The organism is Mangrovimonas sp. TPBH4, from assembly GCF_001280505.1.
Lineage (GTDB): Bacteria > Bacteroidota > Bacteroidia > Flavobacteriales > Flavobacteriaceae > Mangrovimonas_A.
The window spans coordinates 99,947-119,455 of record NZ_LBIO01000042.1; the positions used below are offsets into that span (position 1 = coordinate 99,947).

Consider the following 19,509-nt stretch of genomic DNA (forward strand, 5'->3'; position numbering starts at 1 on the left):
TTGTAAATCAATCAATAAAAGTATGAATTATTATTTTTCAACAAACACAACGGGAACTTTTGATGAAACTATAGATAAAGTAACCGCTTTATTGAAACAGGAAGGTTTTGGTATATTAACGGAAATAGATATGAAGCAAACTTTGAAAAATAAGTTGGATGTGGATATCAAGAAATATAAAATTTTGGGAGCTTGTAATCCGCCATTTGCCTATAAGGCACTTCGGGCAGAGAATAAAATAGGAACCATGTTGCCCTGTAACTTTATTGTTCAGGAGCTTGGTCCTGACCAAATGGAGGTGTCCTGTATCAATCCCATGGTGTCTATGCAGGCGGTGGGTAACGACACCTTGGAAGATGTTGCCCAAGAAGTGAGTTCCAAATTAGAAAATGTGATCAAAAACCTTAAAAATGAAGCGTAGTTTTAATGAGATTGTTAATGCCGATACCCCTGTATTGGTAGATTTTTTTGCGGATTGGTGTGGGCCATGTAAAATGTTGGCGCCTATTTTAAAACAGGTTAAGGAAAGTCTTGGCGACACCGTTAAGATTGTAAAAATAGATGTGGATAAGAATAATGCCTTGGCGGCCAAGTATCAGGTTCGGGGAGTACCTACAATGTTGCTTTTTAAAAATGGGCAACAGGTTTGGAGACAATCTGGTGTGCTTCAGAAAGAGGATATCATTCAGGTGATTAAGGCAAATTCTTAGTTGGGTAAAGTAAAAAAGGCGTGGGAGCTGAAACCACGCCTTTCATCTCAAGTTCATCGATGTTTTAAGGAGCCATAACAAAGGCAGGCTTCATCGATAGTTGTCCAGTTAAAGAGTCGCAAAGAAACTTATTCATGAGTGAAATGAAGGGGTTCTTGGGTTAAGGAATGCTTAACTTTAATGATGGAATGTTAACAGATGGTTTTAGGGGTGTTGAAAAATTGCCTGTGGATAACTGTCGTATTTGCACTGTTAAAACGAGTATATTTTTTCGTAACTTTCTGATACTTAAAATTTAAGGCCATGAAAATCAACAAGGAAAACATCCCAGCTACCATGGAATCTCCAGATGCTATCATGCGTGCTCAGGCCGACTTTGGAGCCATGACCGCTTGTTATAATGAATTACCAGCCGGAACCGACTTTACGCCACTTTTAGACGGATTGGAGAACAACAGTTGTCATTGCCCACATTGGGGATACATTATTGAAGGGGCACTTTTGGTGCTGTATGACGATGGGAAAGAAGACCTGTTACAAGAAGGCGATGTATTTTATTTGCCTGCAGGTCATACCGCTGTAGTTCAGGAGAATGTCAAGTTTATTGATTTTAGTCCTACTAAGGAATACAATGAAGTCATTACCCATGTTGGCAAGAAAATGGCAGAATTGGAAGGAGAGGCTTCCTGATTTCTTCGTGTTTTGTTAATTGCTATTGGTCGGTGATTCATAGGGAGTTGCAATTTATTATTTTCTGCTTGCTTCTTTTTTGTGTATCTCTAAATTCAACTGTCTAAAATCTGGGGATTCACAAAAGCAACACTTTTTTGCAAATATTTAATGTTTAAAATTTGTTTGGGTTCTTCGCTTCTTTTAGTTTTGCCTCCCAAATGATGAGAACATTCCTAAAATATTTCTTATTTGTTTGTGCGGTACTTATGTTTGGGTACGGCCAAGCTTTTGCCAATTTTTCTTCAGAAGGCAATGGGAGTGTTCACGTTAATCAAAATCAGAGTGTAGCTAAGCAAGGCCAACACAACTCTTTTATTACAAAGGGGTGGTCCCATTCTGAAAAGGAAATGCCCGTTCTTGAGGTTTCCATTGCAGAACCTGAAGAGGAGAACGCTCACATTTACGATTTTAAAAAACAATTAGAAGGGCAGTACTACTACATTTCGGCAATTTGCTTTGCTCTTGCTATCGGCTTTATTCTTGCTGAAAAGAAAAAACATCTACCTTTTAGTAAGTGCCATGTGCATTTACCATCCCAAAAAATATCCGTCCTGTACCAAGTGTTCAGGATTTGATTTTTGCGTATTAAGGCAATTTAATATTGCCTAACTTCTGTAATATGTCCTGAGGATCTAGACCTTTTAGCGGACATGTTGCCTATTTCAATTCATACTTTTTTCAAACTATTCAAACATAAAGCCAAGGAGCTTTATACAAACAAAAATTATTATGAAGAGATTCCCAATTTACGTTGGTCTATTGGCCATGGTATGTAGTGTAGGTTGTAACTCGCACAAGGAAGAAAAGCACGAAGAACGGACCTTTCAGGTAACCAATCCTGTGTATAGGGACACTTCCATTACCAAGGAATATGTCTGTCAGGTGCATTCTATCCGAAATATCGAGATCAGAGCTATGGAAAAGGGCTACCTGCAAGACATTAGAGTAGATGAAGGTCAAAAGGTGAAAAAGGGACAGATGATGTTCCAGATCATGCCGAATATCTATCAAGCAGAGCTTCAAAAGGCAAAGGCCGAAAGTGAGGCTGCTTCTATTGAATACCAGAATACCAAATTGTTGGCAGACAATGATGTTGTGTCTCCAAACGAATTGGCCCTGGCAAAGGCCAATTACGAAAAGTCTAAGGCTGAGGTTGTCTTGGCAGAAACCCATTTAGGATTTACCAATATTAAAGCGCCCTTTGATGGGATTATGGACCACCTTCATGTGCGTGAAGGTAGTATGTTGGATGAAGGAGAGTTGTTGACAACACTTTCAGACAACAGTCAGATGTGGGTATATTTCAATGTGCCTGAAGCCGAGTATTTGGATTATGTCATGAGTCAAAACAAAGACGATAAAAAAGAGGTTCGTTTGTTAATGGCCAACAATAAAACATTCAACCAAAAAGGTGTTGTTGAAACCATTGAAGGAGAATTCAATAACGAAACAGGAAATATTGCCTTTAGAGCGACCTTTCAAAATCCTGATGGCATATTGCGTCATGGAGAAACAGGAACGGTCTTAATGACGACGCCTTTAAAACATGCCATGTTGATTCCGCAGAAGGCTACTTTTGAGGTTTTGGATAAACGTTACGTGTTTGTGGTAGATCAGGACCACATTGTTAGACAAAAGGAAATCAAGGTAGGCGCAGAGCTTTCGCATTTGTTTGTAGTTGAAAGTGGTCTTGATGAAAAGGATATCATTCTTTTGGAAGGCATCCGTTTGGTTAAGGACAGTCAGAAAATTGCTTATGAGCTAGAGCAACCAGATGAGGTTTTGGTCCATTTGGACGTTTACGCCGAATAATAATCCCAAAAATTTTAGATCATGTTTAAAAAGTTTATTCATAGACCGGTATTGGCTATTGTCATTTCGGTAATGATAGTTTTTGTGGGGTTATTGGCGATAAAGCAGTTGCCTATTTCGCAATTTCCCCAAATTGCCCCAACCACTGTTAACATATTCATAGCCTATCCAGGGTCGAGTGCCGACGTTTTGGTAAAGTCAACCTTGATTCCTTTGGAAACCGCCATTAATGGAGTGCAAGGAATGCGATATATTGCTTCCGATGCCACCAGTGCAGGTGAAGGAACGGTAAGAATTATTTTCGATCCAGGTACCGATCCCAACGATGCCGTCGTCCGGGTTAAGACCAGAGTGGACCAAGTAATGCCGCTTTTGCCAGAATTGGTGCAAAGGGAAGGGGTAATTATTACGCCGGTTCAGCCTAGTATGTTGATGTATGTGAACCTTTATAGCAAAAAGGACAATACAGATGAAAAGTTTCTTTACAATTATGCGTACACCAGAATAGTTCCAGAGATTCAAAGGATCAATGGGATTGCGAGTGCCCAAATTTTAGGGAGCCGTAAATTTGCCATGAGGGTTTGGTTGAAACCAGATCGTATGCGTGCCTATAATATTTCGGCGGAAGAAGTGCTTGAGGCGATGGAGGACCAAAGTATTCTGGCACGTCCAGGACGTATTGGTAGAAGTTCAGGGAAAAAATCCCAATCCTTGGAGTATGTATTGACCTATCGTGACCGTTATAACGAGCCTGAAGAGTATAAGGAGATCATTGTAAGGGCCAATTCCAAAGGGGAAATGATTACCCTTGGCGACATTGCCGATGTGGAACTGGGAAGTGAATTCTTCGATATCTATTCCAATCTCGATGGGGAGCCTTCGGCTTCTATCGTGTTAAAACAAACTTTCGGAAGTAACGGAAGTGATGTTATCAAGGCCGTAAAAGAAAAATTAAAGGAACTCAAGGAAGATTTGCCTCCAGGGGTGGATTATAAAATCAGTTATGACGTTTCCAATTTCTTGGATGCTTCCATAGAGCAGGTATTGCACACGCTTCGAGATGCTTTCATCTTGGTGGCTATTGTGGTGTTCATATTCTTGGGAGACTGGCGTTCTACGTTAATCCCCATTATTGCCGTTCCGGTATCCTTGGTAGGGGCCTTTTTTGTGATGCAAATATTCGGCTTGTCCATCAACTTGATCACTCTTTTCGCCTTGGTATTGGCCATTGGTATTGTGGTGGATGATGCCATTGTGGTTGTGGAGGCCGTCCATATCAAGATGGAAGAAGAACATCTCACGCCTTATCAGGCTTCCAGTAAAGTATTGGGTGAAATTGGAGGGGCTATTATTGCCATTACCTTGGTAATGGTTTCGGTTTTCATCCCTATTTCATTTTTGAATGGGCCAGTAGGAGTGTTCTACAGACAGTTCTCCATTACCATGGCTGGTGCTATTGTAATTTCAGCCATAGTGGCCTTGACATTAACGCCTGTATTATGTGCCATGATTTTAAAGAACAATCATGGACAGCCAAGAAAGAAATCATTGATGAACCGTTTCATTGATAGTTTTGACCGTCTTTTTGAAAGATTGACGGGACGCTATGTAGGATTCCTGAAGCTTATTGTTCATAGAAGGGTGATTACGTTTGGAGTGCTGATAGCTTTCTGTATCGGAACTGGATTGGTGAATAAAGTGGTGCCTTCAGGGTTTATACCTAGTGAAGACCAGGGGATGATTTATGCCATCATTCAAACACCGCCGGGAGCTACTTTGGAGCGTACTAATGATGTCGCTAGAAAACTTCAGGCGATGTGTGAAGAGATTGAAGGCGTGGAATCGGTATCGTCTTTGGCAGGGTATGAAATTATGACCGAAGGTCGTGGTTCCAACGCAGGAACCTGTTTGATTAACCTTAAGCCTTGGTCGGACCGTAAGCATTCGGTACACGAAATCATGGAAGAACTGGAAGAGGAAAGCAAGGATCTTGCAGCGGTCATTGAATACTTCGAACCACCTGCGGTACCAGGATTCGGGTCCTCGGGAGGGTTCTCCTTAAGATTATTGGATAAAACCAACGGTACCGATTATCATGAATTTGAAAGAATCAACAACGAGTTTTTGGAAGCTCTGGGACAGCGTAAGGAGTTGAGCGGTTTGTTTACCTTCTTTGCGGCCAATTATCCACAATATGAGTTGAAGATCAATAATAAGGCAGCCATGCAAAAAGGGGTTTCCATTGGAAATGCCATGGAAAACCTCAATATTCTAATTGGTAGTACCTACGAGCAAGGGTTTATCAAGTTTGGACGCTTTTTCAAAGTGTATACTCAAGCGGCTCCGGAGTACCGTAGCTTGCCAACCGATTTGGAAAAACTTTTTGTGAAAAATGAAGAAGGCGAAATGGTGCCCTATTCTTCTTTCATGACGTTGGAAAAGAAATTGGGACCTAACGAGATTACCCGATACAATTTGTATAATTCCGCAGCCATTCGAGGGTTGCCTTCAAAAGGTTATACTAGTGATGATGCCATTAAGGCCATTCAAGAAGTAGCGCAACAAACCTTGCCTCGTGGGTATGATATTGCTTGGGAAGGTCTTTCGTACGACGAAGCGCAACGCGGTAACGATGCTCTTTATGTTTTCATCGTGGTGTTGATCTTTGTGTACTTTGTATTGGCAGCTCAATATGAGAGTTTCCTATTGCCGTTGGCGGTGTTGTTGTCATTGCCAATTGGAGTATTTGGATCGTTTTTAATGTTGAAGGCCATGGGACTATCCAACGATGTATATGCTCAAATTGGGATGATCATGCTAGTTGGATTGCTAAGTAAAAACGCCGTGCTTATTGTGGAGTTTGCGGTGCAAAGGCACAGGCAGGGTGCTACCGTTTTGGAAGCGGCTATTGAAGGAGCCAAAATGAGGTTCCGACCTATTTTGATGACATCGTTTGCCTTTATAGCTGGATTGGTGCCCTTGGTAATCGCTACTGGTGCTGGGGCTATCGGAAATAGAACCATTGGAGGCTCTTCTTTGGGAGGAATGTTGATAGGAACTCTTTTTGGAGTGGTTGTCATTCCAGGGTTGTATTACATTTTTGGAAAAATGGCAGAAGGAAGAAGCTTGATCAAGGATGAGCACCAAGAACCAATTTCTGAAGAGTTTGTGAGACGTGGTGAAGAAGAAAGTGCTTTAAGGCAGCGTCTGAAAGAGATGAACAAACAAATCAAAAAACTAATGAAAGGAAACAATGAGAAATAAATCAGTTTTTAAAACCTTCAATTTCAAAATTGGAGCACTTGTGGGATTTGTGCTGTTCGCTTTTACCAGTTGTGTGCCCACCAAGGACGTTAGGGATGAGAACACAGCATTGCCAGAAACTTTCTCAGAGCAGGTTGTGGTAGATACGAGCAATTCTGCCAAGATCAATTGGAAGGAATTCTTCAAGGATGACTATTTAACGGCTTTGATCGATACGGCTTTGGTGAACAATCAAGAGCTTAATATCATGTTGATGCAAGTGGATATGGCTAAGAATGAAATTCGTGCTCGAAAAGGAGAGTATTTACCTTATGTAGATATTCAAGCCGCTGGTGAAGTAGAAAAAGTGGGACGTTATACCAGTCAAGGTGCCAACGATGCCAATACAGATATCAGACCTGGAGAAGAGTTTCCGGAGCCGCTGCCTAACTTCCAAGTGGCAGCTATTGCTTCTTGGGAAGTGGACGTGTGGAAAAAGTTGCGCAATTCCAAAAAAGCGGCAGTCATGGAGTACTTGTCTTCGGTGGAAGGGAAGAACTTTATGGTAACCAATCTTATTTCTGAAGTGGCGGAATCCTATTATGAGCTTCAGGCTTTGGATAATAAATTGGCCATTATCACTCAAAACTTACAACTGCAGCAAGATGCTTTAAAGACCATTCGTCTTCAGAAGCAAGCAGCCAAGGCCACCGAATTGGGGGTTCAGCGTTTGGAAGCTGAGGTTTTTAAGAACAAGAGTGAACTGTATTCAGTAAAACAGGAAGTGGTAGAGGCCGAAAATCGAATCAATTTCTTGATAGGAAGGTCGCCTCAACATATCAATCGCGAATCTGAAGGGTTTATCGATACCGAAATGGACACGATTTTTGTAGGAGTCCCATCGCAATTGTTAGCCAATAGACCCGATATCCGTCAAGCGGAATACGAATTGGCAGCCGCCAAATTGGATGTCAAAGTGGCCAAGGCTAATTTTTACCCTTCCTTTACGATTAGGGCTGGTGTTGGCTTGGAGGCTTTCAGTTTAAAATATCTATTCAATACGCCAACCTCATTGCTGTACACTTTGGCAGGTGATATGGTGGCGCCGCTTATCAATAGAAATGCTATTAAAGCGGAATATTTTAATGCCAATGACAGACAGGTACAGGCCATTTTTGAATACGAGAAGTCCATTTTGGGCGCCTACATTGAAGTGGTTAATGGGGTTTCCAAGATTGATAATCTAAGAGAAAGTTACCACTTAAAAGAGCAACAGGTTGAAGCTTTAACAAAGTCTATCGATATTACTAATAAACTCTTTAGGTCGGCGAGAGCAGACTATATGGAAGTGTTGTTGACCCAAAGGGATGCATTGGAGTCGAAGATGGAATTGGTTGAAACCAAAAAAGAGCAAATGACTGCTTTTGTAACAATGTATAAAGCCCTCGGGGGCGGATGGAATTAATTCCTTGGTATAGGAATTATGGTTGGTTGATGAGAACCCCCATGTGTAATGAAAAGTACAATGGGGGTTTGTTTTTGTTATTTCTTGTCTAATGTGAAGTTGAAACTCACTTTAACGTCTTTGGAAATTTTATTCTCAACAATACTTGGTATTTTGATGTTGTAATCCGAAATGAGCACTACAAAACTTCCTGTTAGGACGAGTTGATCTCCTTTTTTTTCTATAGTCACAGGAATGTCCTTTAGGGTATTGGTAACTCCGTGAAAGGTCAGCTCACCATCTATGGTGAATTGCTGTTTCCCTGAAAGGCTTTTCCCTTCAAAATCTTTGAAAGTGCCTTTAAAGGTCGCTTTCGGGAATTCTGAGGATTCCGCATAGTTTTCATTGAAATGTTCCTCCATGAGGGCATTTTTAAACCGAAATCCTTTTACCAATGCCAATGAGGCAAATTCACCATTGTCAGCATTTAAAATAGCGGTTACCGAAGTGTTTTTGGCGGCCACTTCCTCAAAGGAGGGCACCGAAGCTTCAAACTCCAAGGTTCCTGTTTTCGTGAGATACTTTTCCTGGGCAAAGCCTGTAAGGCTGAAGCATATCAGGAGGTAGACAAGTGTTTTCATAATAATGGTATTTATTCTTCAAGTAGGCCATCTGTTTCCCATTGCTCAACTTGGTCAATGAGGTTTTGTGGCAATTTAGGACCTCCAACAGGCATTAATAATGCTGTGTTATCTGTCGTGATACGTCCAAAAAGATTTCTGTTCAACATAGATTCTTTTACAGTTTCATAAGTTGTCAATGCCATTGGTGCGCCATTTACTGGTGGATTACTGTGGCAGTTGATGCAATTATTATCCATGATGGATTTAATATGCTCGTTATAGGTAATTGTTTCTGTAATAGGAGTGTCGTCGGTTAAGTCGTCTTCGCTATCGTTGGAACAGTTAAACAATAACAATAAGGCTAAAATTGAGGTGTAAGTTAATTTCATAGTTGTTTTTTTGTGTGTTATTAAAATATTCTGCTTAAGTTAAATCCAAAATAAACGTCTCCGTCGGTCCAGTCGCCAGTGCTTTGTCCTAAGAATCCGTTGGTGTTCATGGGTTGTGCATTGGTGAAATGCATTTGGAATACATGGCCTCCCGTTTCCAAATCTACACCAATTGATAGTGGGTTTTTGAATGGTGAATTAGAAGCGCGGTTAAGGTGCCAGCCATAGTCCATATTAAGGGACCATCTGGTTGACAATTTGTATCTCCCTCCAAATCCAAGGGCAAATTGCGAGTTATCTTGGTCATCAAACTGCACATAATTGTCATGGAAAAAGGTGGGTGCTAATTCTAAAGATAGATTTTTGGTGACTTTCCTTGAAATGAGTAATTGTGCTGTGTATCCCAATCGGTGTTTAAATTCCAGTTTCGGCAGGTTATCCTCGTCTAATGCAGTATTTATCAATAGCGAATTATAGCCTACAATAGTTAGGGGAAACCCATTGGTTTCCTGTCTGAAAAGGCGATATTTAATGGCGCTTTCATAAATCTTCTGGTAGGAACTTCTCGATACACTGACGTTGAATCCGTCGCTAATTCCGTAGATGAAATTAAGTCTGGTTACGGCATCGTCAAGACCGAAAAAGGTGTCGAAACCATTTTCGATACTGCCGAATCGGTGCGCTACTACAAAGGTAAATTCGTTTTTGGCGACGAGTTTGGTAGATTCAAAATTGACGATTTTAAGACCTTTAAATACGGCAGAAACATAGGGGTCTACCATAGTGTCTGTGTCTATTTCGCTTAGTAAATCCTCTTGAGAGAAGGAGGATAATGGAATGCAAAACAGAAAAAATAAAAAATAAAGATGCTTCATATGTGATAAGAATTCAATAAAGGGTTGTTATGAGTTAGTTGTTGATAGGGTTGCATTGGTCTAATTTCAGTTCTTCCAAAAGATCATCATAGCCAATAACGCGCCCTTTGATGGTGATGGTTTGACCTTGTACTATAGTGGTTTCAGCAGGTTGTGATAGTTGGCAAAATATTTTGTCGTTAAGTGTGATACTTTGTGTTGAACTTTCAGTAATTATCCCAGAAACTGCAATGGTGTTGTTTAGGTATTTTGCTTCAGCAGCTGTTGGGTCTGAAGAGAATTCAGAAACCAAAGCTGGGGCTTCCACAGTAAAGCTTGGAGCCTCTTTTTCTATATTTCTATGGTCTTGATAAACGTAGTTGTACCCCAAAATGGCCACGATGGCAATTATGGCGATAATGAAAAGCCAGTTACGAGTTGATTTCATATAATGGAGGGTTAGAGTTTTTGGAAAGTTAACGTATCGGTGCCTCCATTGCCTCCACTAATATCGATAAGTTTAATTGTTGTGCTGCTATAGGTGTCTATATCCCAATCGTCATTTAGGTCTTCAAAATCATTAGTGTCTGGCACATTAAAAAAGATATTGAAATCAAGATCGTCATCACTGTTATTGTCATCGTCTGTACTATTGCTACTGTCGGTAATAGTCCAGATACCTGTATGGGTAGTTGTGCCGTTGGTTGCGGTTAGGGTGCCATTGCTTCCAAAAGTGAAGGTATAACCTGTGAAATGGCTGGTTTCATCTTCATTAGAATCTATGAATGAAGTTATAATCCAATCTCCAGATTCAGCAATATTTTCAACCTCTTCAATAATTGCATCGTTGTTTGAATTATTGTTGTCATCATCAGAGGAGCAACTTGTAAGTATCCAAGAAAACCCGAGCGTAAGAAGGGCCAAAAGAAGTGATTTTTTCATAACAATTGAATTAATTTGAAGTCTAATCTAAAATAGATTAAAGTGTTAAAATATCAATTTTTTATGAGAAAGTTAATGAAATAGTTGTGTTTTGAGAAATAAAACTGAAAAACCCAGCAATATTTGGACTTGTTATTTGCGTATTTTGGAAGGGGTAGGTAAGGCCTGCTAGAGCTAACCAATAAGAAATACCTGAAAGAATTTTGAACTTAGTGTATGTTTGAGCGTGCTGAATGAAATTACATTTTCTTAATCACGTGTGTAACGACACCCCATATTTGGAAGTTACTTTCCTCATTTACTTTTACGGGGTCGTAAGCAGGGTTTTCTGGCATTAAAAATACTCCTTCGCCTGTAACGTTAAGCCGTTTTACGGTAAATTCCCCATCAATAAAACACACTGCTATTTTGTTATGTTTGGGGGTAAGGCTTCTATCGACTACCAATAAGTCCCCATCGTCCAATCCTGCTCCTATCATGGACTGCCCACTTACTCTGGCATAGAAAGTAGTTTCCTTATTGCGTACCAAGGTTTGGTCTAGGCTTATTTTAGACTCTTCGTAATGGTCTGCGGGAGAGGGGTGGCCGGCAGATATTCCCGTTTGAGCCAAAGTAATTTCCAGACTATTGGAAAGATCTGGAGAAAAAAACTCGAGGCTGTTGCTGGGTGTTAAGAACTTTAGGGCCATTTGGTTGTTTTTTGGTAAGCAGTTAGGTTTTGTATTGATGTTTTAAAAATACATTAAAAAGTATAAAAACCTATCTTTTCCGATGGTGACAATATGTTAAAATTTGTTTTGCCAATCCCTGATTAATCGTATTTTTGACTTATCCCAAATTCTAATTAATTATGCTTGCCGATTTCTTAACTCACCTTCAGCAGGGTATGTACCATGTGCTGAACATGAAAGCCTACGACCACATTTTATTTTTGATTGTTTTGATGGTTCCATATCTGTTCAAAGATTGGAAACGCGTTTTACTTTTGATTACCATGTTTACTTTGGGCCATTCGTTGTCTTTGGCCTTGGCCACTTACAATGTGGTTAGAGTGAATGCGTCTCTGGTGGAATTTTTAATCCCTATTACCATTTTAATTGTGGCCCTTTACAATGTGTTTACTTCTGGCAAAAAGGCTCAAAATGAAAAGATAGGAATTTTATTTTTTGCCACCTTGTTTCTCGGGTTGGTGCATGGAATGGGTTATGTGGGAACTTTTGGAAGATTGGTACATGCATCCGATATGAAACTGCTCACCCTATTGGAAATCTCCTTAGGCTTGGAAATAGCCCAGCTTATTGTTGCTTTCATCATTTTGTTTATTGGGTTCTTGGGAGAAACCATATTTAGGTTTTCCAAGCGTGATTGGGTGATGGTGATTTCAGCCATGGTTTTGGGTGCTATAATTCCTATGCTGATGCGCAGTGGGTACCTTTCTTGAAGATTGCATGTAAATTAGGGTTTTGATAAAACTTTAACTCTAAACGCATTGCAATTAAACTATGAACCCGTTATCTTCGTTATACCGTTTGCAGGCATGTAAACGATATCCCTTTTTAACCCTAGCCCAATTGCTGGGGGAAACCTGAATAGAATAAATTTAGTGTATATCATTCCGTGCTTTTGCGTACAGAAGATGGGCACGCCCTGATAATTGAAAATAAAAGAATGCCGAAAAAGAAACAGTTGCGCTATGACAAGGCGTATTTAAGAATTGCCAAAGAATGGGGAAGATTATCACATTGCAAACGGAAACAAGTTGGAGCCCTTATAGTTAAAGACAGAATGATCATTTCAGATGGGTATAACGGTACGCCCACTGGCTTTGAAAACTATTGTGAAGATGATGAGGGCTATACCAAATGGTATGTGTTACATGCTGAAGCCAACGCTATTTTAAAGGTGGCTTCCTCCACGCAATCCTGTAATGGAGCAACTTTATATATCACCTTGTCGCCTTGTAAAGAATGTAGTAAATTGATACATCAAGCAGGAATTGTTAGGGTTGTGTATCAGCAGCCATATAAAGATGATTCTGGAATCAGGTTTTTGGAAAAAGCAGGTATTGACTTGGTGTTGATTGAAGATTTGGAGGATTGATTTCCTTTGAAATATTAAAAGCGAATTATAGCTATAAGTAATTGAAACGTCTCAAAAAGGATTGAGTTTTAAGAAAAAATACATACCGCTTATTGTGGGGATAGCCGTGGCTATTGGTGTGCTTATTGGGGGAAAACTGAATTTTGCAGATACCTCCGACAGACTGTTTACATCCAATAGTAAAAAGGACAAACTCAATCGACTGATAGATTATATTGAATACGAATATGTTGATGACGTTAATACAGATAGCATTGTAGACGTTACTGTAAATGGCATCTTGGATAATCTCGATCCACATTCTACCTATATTCCTAAGGGGGAAATGGAGCGTGTGACAGAGAATATGAAGGGAGATTTCGTAGGGATTGGCGTTAGCTTTTATACCTACAAGGATACGGTTACTGTGATTAGACCTGTTGAAGGTGGGCCTAGCGAAAGGGCGGGTATCAAGGGAGGAGATCGCATTATTGTAGCCGATGGTGATTCTATATTTGGACGGAATTGGTCTAACGATGATATCATCCAAAAACTGAAGGGTGAAAAGAACACTAAAGTGCGTTTGACTGTATTCAGAAAGGGCGAAGATGAATTGCTTGATTTTGACATCAAAAGAACTGTAATTCCTATAAAAAGTGTAGATGCTGCTTATATGCTTACATCTAAATTGGGCTACATTAAAATTAACCGTTTTGCAGAGTCTACCTATCGCGAGTTTAAAGTAGCCTTGGACAAACTTCAAGATAATGGAGCTACACAGTTGGTTTTGGATCTTCGTGACAATCCAGGTGGCTTTTTAGGGATTGCAGAGCAGATTGTAGATGAATTTTTAGAAGACGATAAGCTAATTCTATTCACTAAAAACAAGGCCGGTAAAATAGAGCGAAGCTATGCCACGCGCAACGGGGATTTTGAGGAAGGTGAAGTGTATATTCTCATCAATGAAAATTCTGCCTCTGCCAGTGAAATTGTAGCTGGGGCGCTTCAGGATAATGATAAGGGAACTATTATTGGTAGACGTTCTTACGGAAAAGGATTGGTGCAACGTGAAATGGCACTGGGGGATGGAAGTGCAGTACGCTTAACAGTTTCGAGATATTATACACCTACAGGGCGTTCCATTCAGAGGCCCTACCATAACGGCAATAACGATGAATATTATAATGATTACTACAAGCGACTTCGCAATGGAGAACTTAATGAGGAAGCAAGTATTGAGGTGGCCGATTCATTGAAATTTGTGACTCCAAAAGGAAAAATTGTGTATGGAGGCGGTGGTATAATCCCGGATATTTTTGTGCCGTTGGATACGAGTTTTCAAAACGAAACATTAAGCTATATCAAGCGAAGAGGGTATGTTAGTAACTTTGTGTTCGAGGAACTGGATCGCGATAGAAGTGTGTATGGCAATGTGGAGAAAGAGGATTTTATTCAAAATTTCGAAGTGAGCGATGATATTGTGGTCAAGTTTCAGGATTACTTGAATCTGAAAGAAAGTACCAAGATGACGTTTGTGGCTTACCACGATGCCATAAAAAGAATGATCAAGGCAGATTTGGCTGACCAGTTATATGGAGGCAACACCTACGAGCGCATCATGAATTCCGCTGATGATATGATTTTGGAAGTGGTTAAATTAAGTAAAGGGGAGTAGCCTTTATAATTTGTCATGTACATGGCTTTGCTTTCCATCGTTCCAAAGGGTTAGGATATCTGTAGCCACTTGTGCGCCACTTCCTGCAGCAATATTGAATTGACTTCTCCAGCCGGCCAAGGTACCCGCTACATAAAGTCCTTTTGTAATTAGATGGTCTTCATTTTTTAACCAAATGCGCTCCTTTTCAACCGCAGCTCGAGGATGTGGAGCAATATAGTTTTCAAGTCCTTTAATGGATAGTACGTTGGTGTAACCAGCAGCCACTATAACTATTGCAGAGGTATATGTGCTTTTGTTGGTGAGTACTTCAAAACCCTCAGGCGTCCATTTTATTTCCAGCACCTTTTCGTTTTCAATTTGATTTACATGTGGGTACTGAGTCGCCAGTTGCTGTTTTCCTTGTTCCAGAACAGATTGGCCGGTAGTGCCTGCTGCTAAGCCCAAGGCATTATTGAATAAGGCGCTTTGGAGATGTGATGCCTTTTGGTGCATAACAATACCAATCTTTTTGTCCTGGGCGTATAATTTGTTGACTGCAGATCCAAGAACTAATGCGCAGGACATTCCTGCGGCACCGCCACCAATTATTAAAGCGTCGAACATTATTTTTTGTTTTTCATTTTTTTCTCAATGCGCTTTGAGATACGCAAAATCTGTAGTAGTACAATTCCGCAAAGGGCAGCTAGAATAGTAATCAATGCAATGATACTTTGGCCTTTAAAAGGAGCGCTAAAATCAATTTGAGTAATGTTGAATATGATAAGTGCCGAGGCAATGACTGTAAAAATGATGGTAAATATTTTCATGATAATATATGTTTAAGCGAGTTCAAATAGAGCTTTAATGTTGTGAGCAAATAGTTTTACCGCAATGGCCAAGAGTATAACACCAAATATTTTTCTGATAATACTAATCCCATTTTGGCCAATCATGCGTTCTATTTTCGCTGAAGTTTTCAGAACTATATAAATGAATATAACATTTAAAATTACCGCAATTATAATGTTTTCTAGGCGGTATTCTGCCCTTAAGGATAAAAGGGTAGTTAAACTTCCCGGTCCAGCGATTAGTGGGAAGGCTAGAGGAAATACACTTGCATTCATGGCATTGCTTTCTTCTTCCTTATAAAGGGTAATTCCCAAGATCATTTCTAGTGCAATAAAAAACAGTACAAATGCGCCGGCTACCGCAAAAGAATTCACGCCTATGCCTATTACGGACAAAATGCTTTTTCCTAAAAACAGAAATAGAACCATAATGATCCCGGCAATGATGGCTGCCTTTTCACTTTGTATGTGGCCTGCTTTTTTTCGTAGATCTATGATAATGGGAATGCTGCCAATAATATCTATTACGGCAAACAAGACCATGAAAGTGGTGATGATTTCTTTTATGTTGAGTTGTATCATGTTATGTTGAAATTTTTGGCAAATTTCGGGATTTAGAAATTAATGAGCTTTAAAAAGAGGGTAAAATTTAATTGCTTTTGAAAGGACTCGTTTTGATGGAATATGGCTTATCTTTGCGGCATGTTTCAGTTAGGAAAAACCATAGTTTCGGAGGAAATCATAGAGAATGATTTTGTGTGTAATCTTTCAGCCTGTAAAGGAGCTTGTTGCATCGATGGAGATGCTGGTGCGCCTTTGGATGAAGAAGAGGCTGAGATTTTAAAGGAGATTTATCCAAAAGTAAAACCCTATTTGCGCAAGGAGGGAATTGCTGCTATTGAGTCGCAGGGCGCTTATATCACCACAGAAGATGATGAACTTGAAACCCCTTTGATTGATGGAGCGGATTGTGCCTATGTTATTTTTGATAAAAAGGGAACGGCACTTTGCGGTATAGAGGAAGCTTATAACCAAGGGGACATTTCTTGGAAGAAACCGGTGTCTTGTCATTTATACCCTGTTAGGGTACAGGATTACAGTGAATTTGCGGCTGTCAATTATCACAGATGGCACATTTGTGATGATGCTTGTAGCTTAGGAAAAGAACTTCAGGTGCCTGTATATAAGTTTGTGAAGCAGGCCCTTATCCGTAAGTTTGGAGAGGATTGGTATTCCGAATTGGAAAAAGTGGCGGAAAAATTTCAGGAACAAAACAGTTAGGCAGTTCTTAGAACACTGGAGCGGATAGGAATGTGTATGATGACTTTGGTGCCTGCAGGTTTATGGTTGGTATCATACAAATTTTCAACTTCAATTTTATAAGGACTTGTATATGTTTTGTAGAAATTGGACAATCTGGCCTTGGTTAAGGCAATGCCTACTGATTTTCTTTTTAACAGTTTGTTTTTGTTGATTTTTTCAGACTCTATTCTCCCAATACCGTTGTCTGTAATGGAGATGGTAACGTAATCGTCGGTGGTTTTTGAGGCATGCAATACTATTTTTTTATCATTCTTTTTTGAAGATAAGCCGTGCCATAGGGCGTTTTCCAAAAAGGGCTGTAGTATTAGGGATGGTAACTTGACATTGGCTGTATTAATGTTGTCGTCTATTTTTACTTGGAAGTCAATTTCATTTGAAAACCGTATGTTCTCAATATTCATATAAAGCTTCATGGTATCCAGCTCGTCTTCCAGGGAGATTTCTTTTTCCGTGGAAGCAATCAGAATCTTTCTAATGAGCTTTGAAAACTTGTTGAGGTAATACACCGCGTTTTCCTTCTCGTTGTTGATAATGTAAAGCTTAATGGAGTTGAGTGAATTGAAGATGAAGTGTGGGTTCATCTGGCTTCTGAGCATATCCTGTTCTAATGTAAGAATCTGTTTTTCTTGTTTTAATTGACGGTGTCTATTAACTGTAATGATGCCTCCTGCAATGAGGATTAATGCTATTAGAGAGTACCAGAATATCTTTTGGTTGCGGAGTAATTTGGATTTTACGAGTTCATTTTCACTGGCAAGAACGCGTATTTGGTTGTTTTTTATTTCGCTTTCATATTGCAGAATAATGTCGTTTACATATTGGAGGTTTCGCTCGTTTAAAATGGTTTCTTCCTCTTCAATATAATCCTTGTATCTTTCGAGCGCAGTCTTGTAATCCCCCTTGTTTTGGTAAAGTTCAGATAGGTGTTTGTGGGCCTCCACTTTAGCGCTTTTTAAGCTGTATTTTTCGCCGATGTCCAGGGCTGTTTTTAGGTTGTTTTCGGCTTCTTTATAGTTGCCCAATTCATTTTGTGCCCAACCTAAATTAATATAGGAGGAAGCTATGTAGAATTGGTCTCCTTCCAAAAGGGCCATTTCCAGTGCTTTCTCAATAATCTGTTGCCCTAGTTCTGGCTTTCCTTGTTTGATGTAGATCTGGGCAATACTATTGTTGCAAATTACACGGCCAATATCGGAGTCGATTTCATTGTTGTATTTTAAAGAGGTCTGGTAATCGGATAGGGCTTGGTCCAACAGGCCTTTGGCTTCGTTGGCATAGCCTATATTTTGGTAATTGATTGCGAGGCCCAATGTATTGTCTTGCTCTTTTTCTATCACCAATGACTTTTTAAATTGCTTTAGGGCCAGGTCATACTGGTTTAGAGCCAAGTATATATTTCCCATGCTGTTCTGGGATACGGCAATACTGTGTTTTGTTTCCGGTGAAGGGTTTTCGTAGGAGTTGGCGAGATCTAAAGCTTTTTTGTGGTAATCTAAAGCAGGCTTTACCAAGTCCATGCGCCTATATACCACTCCTAGCATGTTAAGGCATATAATCTCCAATTCTGTATTTTGAGCTTCTTCGGCAAGATCATAAGCTTTCTTGTGGGATAGGAGGGCTTCTTCGTATTTGGATATGTTTCTGTAAATGATCCCTAGGGAATTGTAGGCATAACATTGGGTCTCCGTGTTATTGGAGGCTTCGGCCATGGTTGCCAGGGTCTGCATTTTTATACTATCTCTTCTGTATTTTTTTAAGGTTTCGTTGATTTCAGCATATTCCTTGGGCCTTGTTTTCATTAGGTGTGAGGCCTTATTGTAGAAATCTTCAGTGGATTGCGGATAGCTGTTTGCACTGAAAAATAGCAGTACAAGAGATAGCGCTAAAACAAAAGTTTTAGGCAATGTTAGCGTTTTTAAAAATCCAATTGAAGATGAAACCGACATTTTAAAATTTCTCTAAAAAATTTGATTTACGTTGTCTGGCAACGGGAATTTTATGGTTGGATTGCATGACTACGTAGCCGTCATTTTTAATGTATTCCTTGATCCGGTTGAGGTTGATGATAAAGGAGTTGTGTATTCTAAAAAAGAACTGTTCCGGCAAAATGCTATTTACCTCCTTCAGTTTTTTGGTAATTACGGTCTTTTGTCCATCTACCATGACGATAGTGCTATAGTTTCCATCGGATTCTATGAACAAAATGTCGTCTACCGGTACAAACATCAATTTTCCATCGGTATTGATAGTGATTTTTTTCTGATCCAATTTTGTGTGAAAATTGATTAGGACGTCTTCAATTTTGGAGGAATTGAGCAACCTGTAATTGAATTTTTTAATCCTTTTGATGGTGTCTTCTAGATCATCGGAATCTATCGGTTTCAGCAAGTAGTCAATAGCTTCGTGTTTTAAAGCCTTGATTGCATATTCGTTATAAGCGGTGGTGATAACTATGGCAAAATCCTTGCTTTTAAGTTTGTCCAAAAACTGAAAGCCATCCATTGTAGGCATCTGTATGTCTAGGAATAAACAATCAGGCGGATTGGTTTCAAGATAATCTATGGCGGCCTCTGGGGAGGTGAATGTTTTGACAATTTCTATCTCGTCGCTAAAGTTTGTTAACTCCCAGGACAAACTTTGTATAGCTTTTGGTTCATCGTCAACTATAACGGCTTTTATCATAGCTTCAAATATAGTAATATTCTAGTATAGAAGTATATGCTGTTAATAATTTAAGTGGACTGAAATTATTTTAAGAGAAATAGTGTGGTTTTTACACTATTTTTGTCTAATTTAATGTTTGTTCCAATTATACAGTTTTTTTAACCAACTATACAACTAGGGTAATGTAGT

Annotated in this window: 22 protein-coding genes; 11 read left to right on the forward strand and 11 right to left on the reverse strand. The window is 39.6% G+C overall.

Translation table 11 applies throughout. From position 1 onward, the window contains the following. Positions 1-22 precede the first annotated feature (22 nt). The 7 genes from ZA05_RS06175 (at position 23) to ZA05_RS06205 (ending at position 7,962) form a co-directional block, all read left to right on the forward strand. A complete protein-coding gene (locus ZA05_RS06175; RefSeq protein ID WP_053990813.1) occupies positions 23-421 on the forward strand; it encodes a DUF302 domain-containing protein in 399 nt (132 codons plus the stop codon). Next, on the forward strand, positions 411-710 hold the full coding sequence (trxA, locus tag ZA05_RS06180; RefSeq protein WP_053990814.1) for a thioredoxin: 300 nt from the start codon (positions 411-413) through the stop codon (positions 708-710). Before ZA05_RS06175 ends, trxA begins: the two co-directional genes overlap by 11 nt. A 303-nt stretch (positions 711-1,013) precedes the next feature. Beyond that, positions 1,014-1,400, forward strand: coding sequence for a hypothetical protein (locus ZA05_RS06185; protein WP_053990815.1), 387 nt, complete (start codon positions 1,014-1,016; stop codon positions 1,398-1,400). A gap of 203 nt (positions 1,401-1,603) precedes the next feature. Beyond that, positions 1,604-2,017 (forward strand): hypothetical protein, encoded by a 414-nt coding sequence (locus tag ZA05_RS06190; protein WP_157514568.1) that lies wholly within the window; start codon positions 1,604-1,606, stop codon positions 2,015-2,017. A 154-nt stretch (positions 2,018-2,171) separates the two neighbouring features. Further along, positions 2,172-3,254 carry an efflux RND transporter periplasmic adaptor subunit gene (locus tag ZA05_RS06195; RefSeq protein WP_053990817.1) on the forward strand — a complete coding sequence of 361 codons (1,083 nt, stop codon included), beginning with the start codon at positions 2,172-2,174 and terminating at the stop codon, positions 3,252-3,254. Between the two features lie 21 nt (positions 3,255-3,275). After that, positions 3,276-6,518, forward strand: a complete 3,243-nt coding sequence (locus ZA05_RS06200) for an efflux RND transporter permease subunit (RefSeq protein WP_053990818.1) — start codon at positions 3,276-3,278, stop codon at positions 6,516-6,518. Further along, positions 6,508-7,962 carry a TolC family protein gene (locus tag ZA05_RS06205; protein ID WP_053990819.1) on the forward strand — a complete coding sequence of 485 codons (1,455 nt, stop codon included), beginning with the start codon at positions 6,508-6,510 and terminating at the stop codon, positions 7,960-7,962. Before ZA05_RS06200 ends, ZA05_RS06205 begins: the two co-directional genes overlap by 11 nt. A gap of 77 nt (positions 7,963-8,039) precedes the next feature. Here the strand turns inward: ZA05_RS06205 and ZA05_RS06210 are convergent, their stop codons facing one another. The 6 genes from ZA05_RS06210 to ZA05_RS06235 form a co-directional block, all read right to left on the reverse strand. Beyond that, positions 8,040-8,582 (reverse strand): YceI family protein, encoded by a 543-nt coding sequence (locus ZA05_RS06210; protein WP_053990820.1) that lies wholly within the window; start codon positions 8,580-8,582, stop codon positions 8,040-8,042. An 11-nt stretch (positions 8,583-8,593) separates the two neighbouring features. After that, complete coding sequence (locus tag ZA05_RS06215; RefSeq protein ID WP_053990821.1) at positions 8,594-8,953, reverse strand: hypothetical protein; 360 nt, start codon at positions 8,951-8,953, stop codon at positions 8,594-8,596. A 20-nt stretch (positions 8,954-8,973) separates the two neighbouring features. Further along, positions 8,974-9,828, reverse strand: a complete 855-nt coding sequence (locus tag ZA05_RS06220) for a DUF5777 family beta-barrel protein (RefSeq protein ID WP_053990822.1) — start codon at positions 9,826-9,828, stop codon at positions 8,974-8,976. 34 nt (positions 9,829-9,862) lie between these two features. Next, complete coding sequence (locus ZA05_RS06225; RefSeq protein ID WP_053990823.1) at positions 9,863-10,255, reverse strand: hypothetical protein; 393 nt, start codon at positions 10,253-10,255, stop codon at positions 9,863-9,865. An 11-nt stretch (positions 10,256-10,266) separates the two neighbouring features. Further along, complete coding sequence (locus ZA05_RS06230) at positions 10,267-10,749, reverse strand: hypothetical protein (RefSeq protein WP_053990824.1); 483 nt, start codon at positions 10,747-10,749, stop codon at positions 10,267-10,269. Positions 10,750-10,988: 239 nt separating this feature from the next. Beyond that, positions 10,989-11,438, reverse strand: coding sequence for a LexA family transcriptional regulator (locus tag ZA05_RS06235; RefSeq protein WP_053990825.1), 450 nt, complete (start codon positions 11,436-11,438; stop codon positions 10,989-10,991). A gap of 161 nt (positions 11,439-11,599) precedes the next feature. Between ZA05_RS06235 and ZA05_RS06240 the strand changes: the two genes are divergently transcribed. The 3 genes from ZA05_RS06240 to ZA05_RS06250 all read left to right on the forward strand — a co-directional run bounded on the left by ZA05_RS06240 (position 11,600) and on the right by ZA05_RS06250 (position 14,503). Next, positions 11,600-12,190 (forward strand): HupE/UreJ family protein, encoded by a 591-nt coding sequence (locus ZA05_RS06240; protein WP_053990826.1) that lies wholly within the window; start codon positions 11,600-11,602, stop codon positions 12,188-12,190. A 227-nt stretch (positions 12,191-12,417) separates the two neighbouring features. Continuing rightward, a complete protein-coding gene (locus tag ZA05_RS06245; protein ID WP_053991036.1) occupies positions 12,418-12,849 on the forward strand; it encodes a dCMP deaminase family protein in 432 nt (143 codons plus the stop codon). 61 nt (positions 12,850-12,910) lie between these two features. After that, complete coding sequence (locus tag ZA05_RS06250) at positions 12,911-14,503, forward strand: S41 family peptidase (protein WP_053990827.1); 1,593 nt, start codon at positions 12,911-12,913, stop codon at positions 14,501-14,503. A gap of 3 nt (positions 14,504-14,506) precedes the next feature. Here ZA05_RS06250 and ZA05_RS06255 read toward each other — a convergent pair whose 3' ends face one another. From ZA05_RS06255 to ZA05_RS06265, 3 genes are read right to left on the reverse strand one after another with little or no spacing between them, the layout of a single operon-like run. Next, the gene (locus tag ZA05_RS06255; RefSeq protein WP_053990828.1) at positions 14,507-15,109 is read right to left on the reverse strand and encodes an FAD-dependent oxidoreductase; all 603 of its coding nucleotides are present in this window, start codon (positions 15,107-15,109) and stop codon (positions 14,507-14,509) included. Beyond that, positions 15,109-15,312, reverse strand: a complete 204-nt coding sequence (locus ZA05_RS06260; RefSeq protein WP_053990829.1) for a hypothetical protein — start codon at positions 15,310-15,312, stop codon at positions 15,109-15,111. Before ZA05_RS06260 ends, ZA05_RS06255 begins: the two co-directional genes overlap by 1 nt. Positions 15,313-15,324: 12 nt before the next feature. Then, positions 15,325-15,912, reverse strand: coding sequence for a MarC family protein (locus ZA05_RS06265; protein WP_053991037.1), 588 nt, complete (start codon positions 15,910-15,912; stop codon positions 15,325-15,327). A 123-nt stretch (positions 15,913-16,035) separates the two neighbouring features. Between ZA05_RS06265 and ZA05_RS06270 the strand changes: the two genes are divergently transcribed. Further along, entirely contained in the window at positions 16,036-16,614 is a 579-nt protein-coding gene (locus ZA05_RS06270) for a DUF3109 family protein (protein ID WP_053990830.1), read from the forward strand. Here ZA05_RS06270 and ZA05_RS06275 read toward each other — a convergent pair. Both ZA05_RS06275 and ZA05_RS06280 read right to left on the reverse strand, forming a co-directional pair. Next, a complete protein-coding gene (locus ZA05_RS06275) occupies positions 16,611-18,455 on the reverse strand; it encodes a tetratricopeptide repeat protein (RefSeq protein WP_231632456.1) in 1,845 nt (614 codons plus the stop codon). The genes ZA05_RS06270 and ZA05_RS06275 overlap by 4 nt on opposite strands. A gap of 148 nt (positions 18,456-18,603) precedes the next feature. Further along, positions 18,604-19,338 (reverse strand): LytTR family DNA-binding domain-containing protein, encoded by a 735-nt coding sequence (locus tag ZA05_RS06280; RefSeq protein ID WP_053990832.1) that lies wholly within the window; start codon positions 19,336-19,338, stop codon positions 18,604-18,606. Positions 19,339-19,509: the final 171 nt, after the last annotated feature.

Excerpts from the sequence above, each read along its gene's own strand:
- ZA05_RS06240 (WP_053990826.1), top strand. The coding sequence starts at position 11,600 with ATGCTTGCCGATTTCTTAACTCACCTTCAGCAGGGTATGTACCATGTG.
- ZA05_RS06210 (WP_053990820.1), bottom strand. The coding sequence starts at position 8,582 with ATGAAAACACTTGTCTACCTCCTGATATGCTTCAGCCTTACAGGCTTT.
- ZA05_RS06220 (WP_053990822.1), bottom strand. The coding sequence starts at position 9,828 with ATGAAGCATCTTTATTTTTTATTTTTTCTGTTTTGCATTCCATTATCC.
- ZA05_RS06185 (WP_053990815.1), top strand. The coding sequence starts at position 1,014 with ATGAAAATCAACAAGGAAAACATCCCAGCTACCATGGAATCTCCAGAT.
- ZA05_RS06195 (WP_053990817.1), top strand. The coding sequence starts at position 2,172 with ATGAAGAGATTCCCAATTTACGTTGGTCTATTGGCCATGGTATGTAGT.
- ZA05_RS06280 (WP_053990832.1), bottom strand. The coding sequence starts at position 19,338 with ATGATAAAAGCCGTTATAGTTGACGATGAACCAAAAGCTATACAAAGT.
- ZA05_RS06215 (WP_053990821.1), bottom strand. The coding sequence starts at position 8,953 with ATGAAATTAACTTACACCTCAATTTTAGCCTTATTGTTATTGTTTAAC.
- ZA05_RS06235 (WP_053990825.1), bottom strand. The coding sequence starts at position 11,438 with ATGGCCCTAAAGTTCTTAACACCCAGCAACAGCCTCGAGTTTTTTTCT.
- ZA05_RS06255 (WP_053990828.1), bottom strand. The coding sequence starts at position 15,109 with ATGTTCGACGCTTTAATAATTGGTGGCGGTGCCGCAGGAATGTCCTGC.
- ZA05_RS06275 (WP_231632456.1), bottom strand. The coding sequence starts at position 18,455 with ATGAAAACAAGGCCCAAGGAATATGCTGAAATCAACGAAACCTTAAAA.
- ZA05_RS06245 (WP_053991036.1), top strand. The coding sequence starts at position 12,418 with ATGCCGAAAAAGAAACAGTTGCGCTATGACAAGGCGTATTTAAGAATT.
- ZA05_RS06225 (WP_053990823.1), bottom strand. The coding sequence starts at position 10,255 with ATGAAATCAACTCGTAACTGGCTTTTCATTATCGCCATAATTGCCATC.
- ZA05_RS06200 (WP_053990818.1), top strand. The coding sequence starts at position 3,276 with ATGTTTAAAAAGTTTATTCATAGACCGGTATTGGCTATTGTCATTTCG.
- ZA05_RS06270 (WP_053990830.1), top strand. The coding sequence starts at position 16,036 with ATGTTTCAGTTAGGAAAAACCATAGTTTCGGAGGAAATCATAGAGAAT.
- ZA05_RS06190 (WP_157514568.1), top strand. The coding sequence starts at position 1,604 with ATGAGAACATTCCTAAAATATTTCTTATTTGTTTGTGCGGTACTTATG.
- ZA05_RS06175 (WP_053990813.1), top strand. The coding sequence starts at position 23 with ATGAATTATTATTTTTCAACAAACACAACGGGAACTTTTGATGAAACT.
- ZA05_RS06230 (WP_053990824.1), bottom strand. The coding sequence starts at position 10,749 with ATGAAAAAATCACTTCTTTTGGCCCTTCTTACGCTCGGGTTTTCTTGG.
- trxA (WP_053990814.1), top strand. The coding sequence starts at position 411 with ATGAAGCGTAGTTTTAATGAGATTGTTAATGCCGATACCCCTGTATTG.
- ZA05_RS06260 (WP_053990829.1), bottom strand. The coding sequence starts at position 15,312 with ATGAAAATATTTACCATCATTTTTACAGTCATTGCCTCGGCACTTATC.
- ZA05_RS06205 (WP_053990819.1), top strand. The coding sequence starts at position 6,508 with ATGAGAAATAAATCAGTTTTTAAAACCTTCAATTTCAAAATTGGAGCA.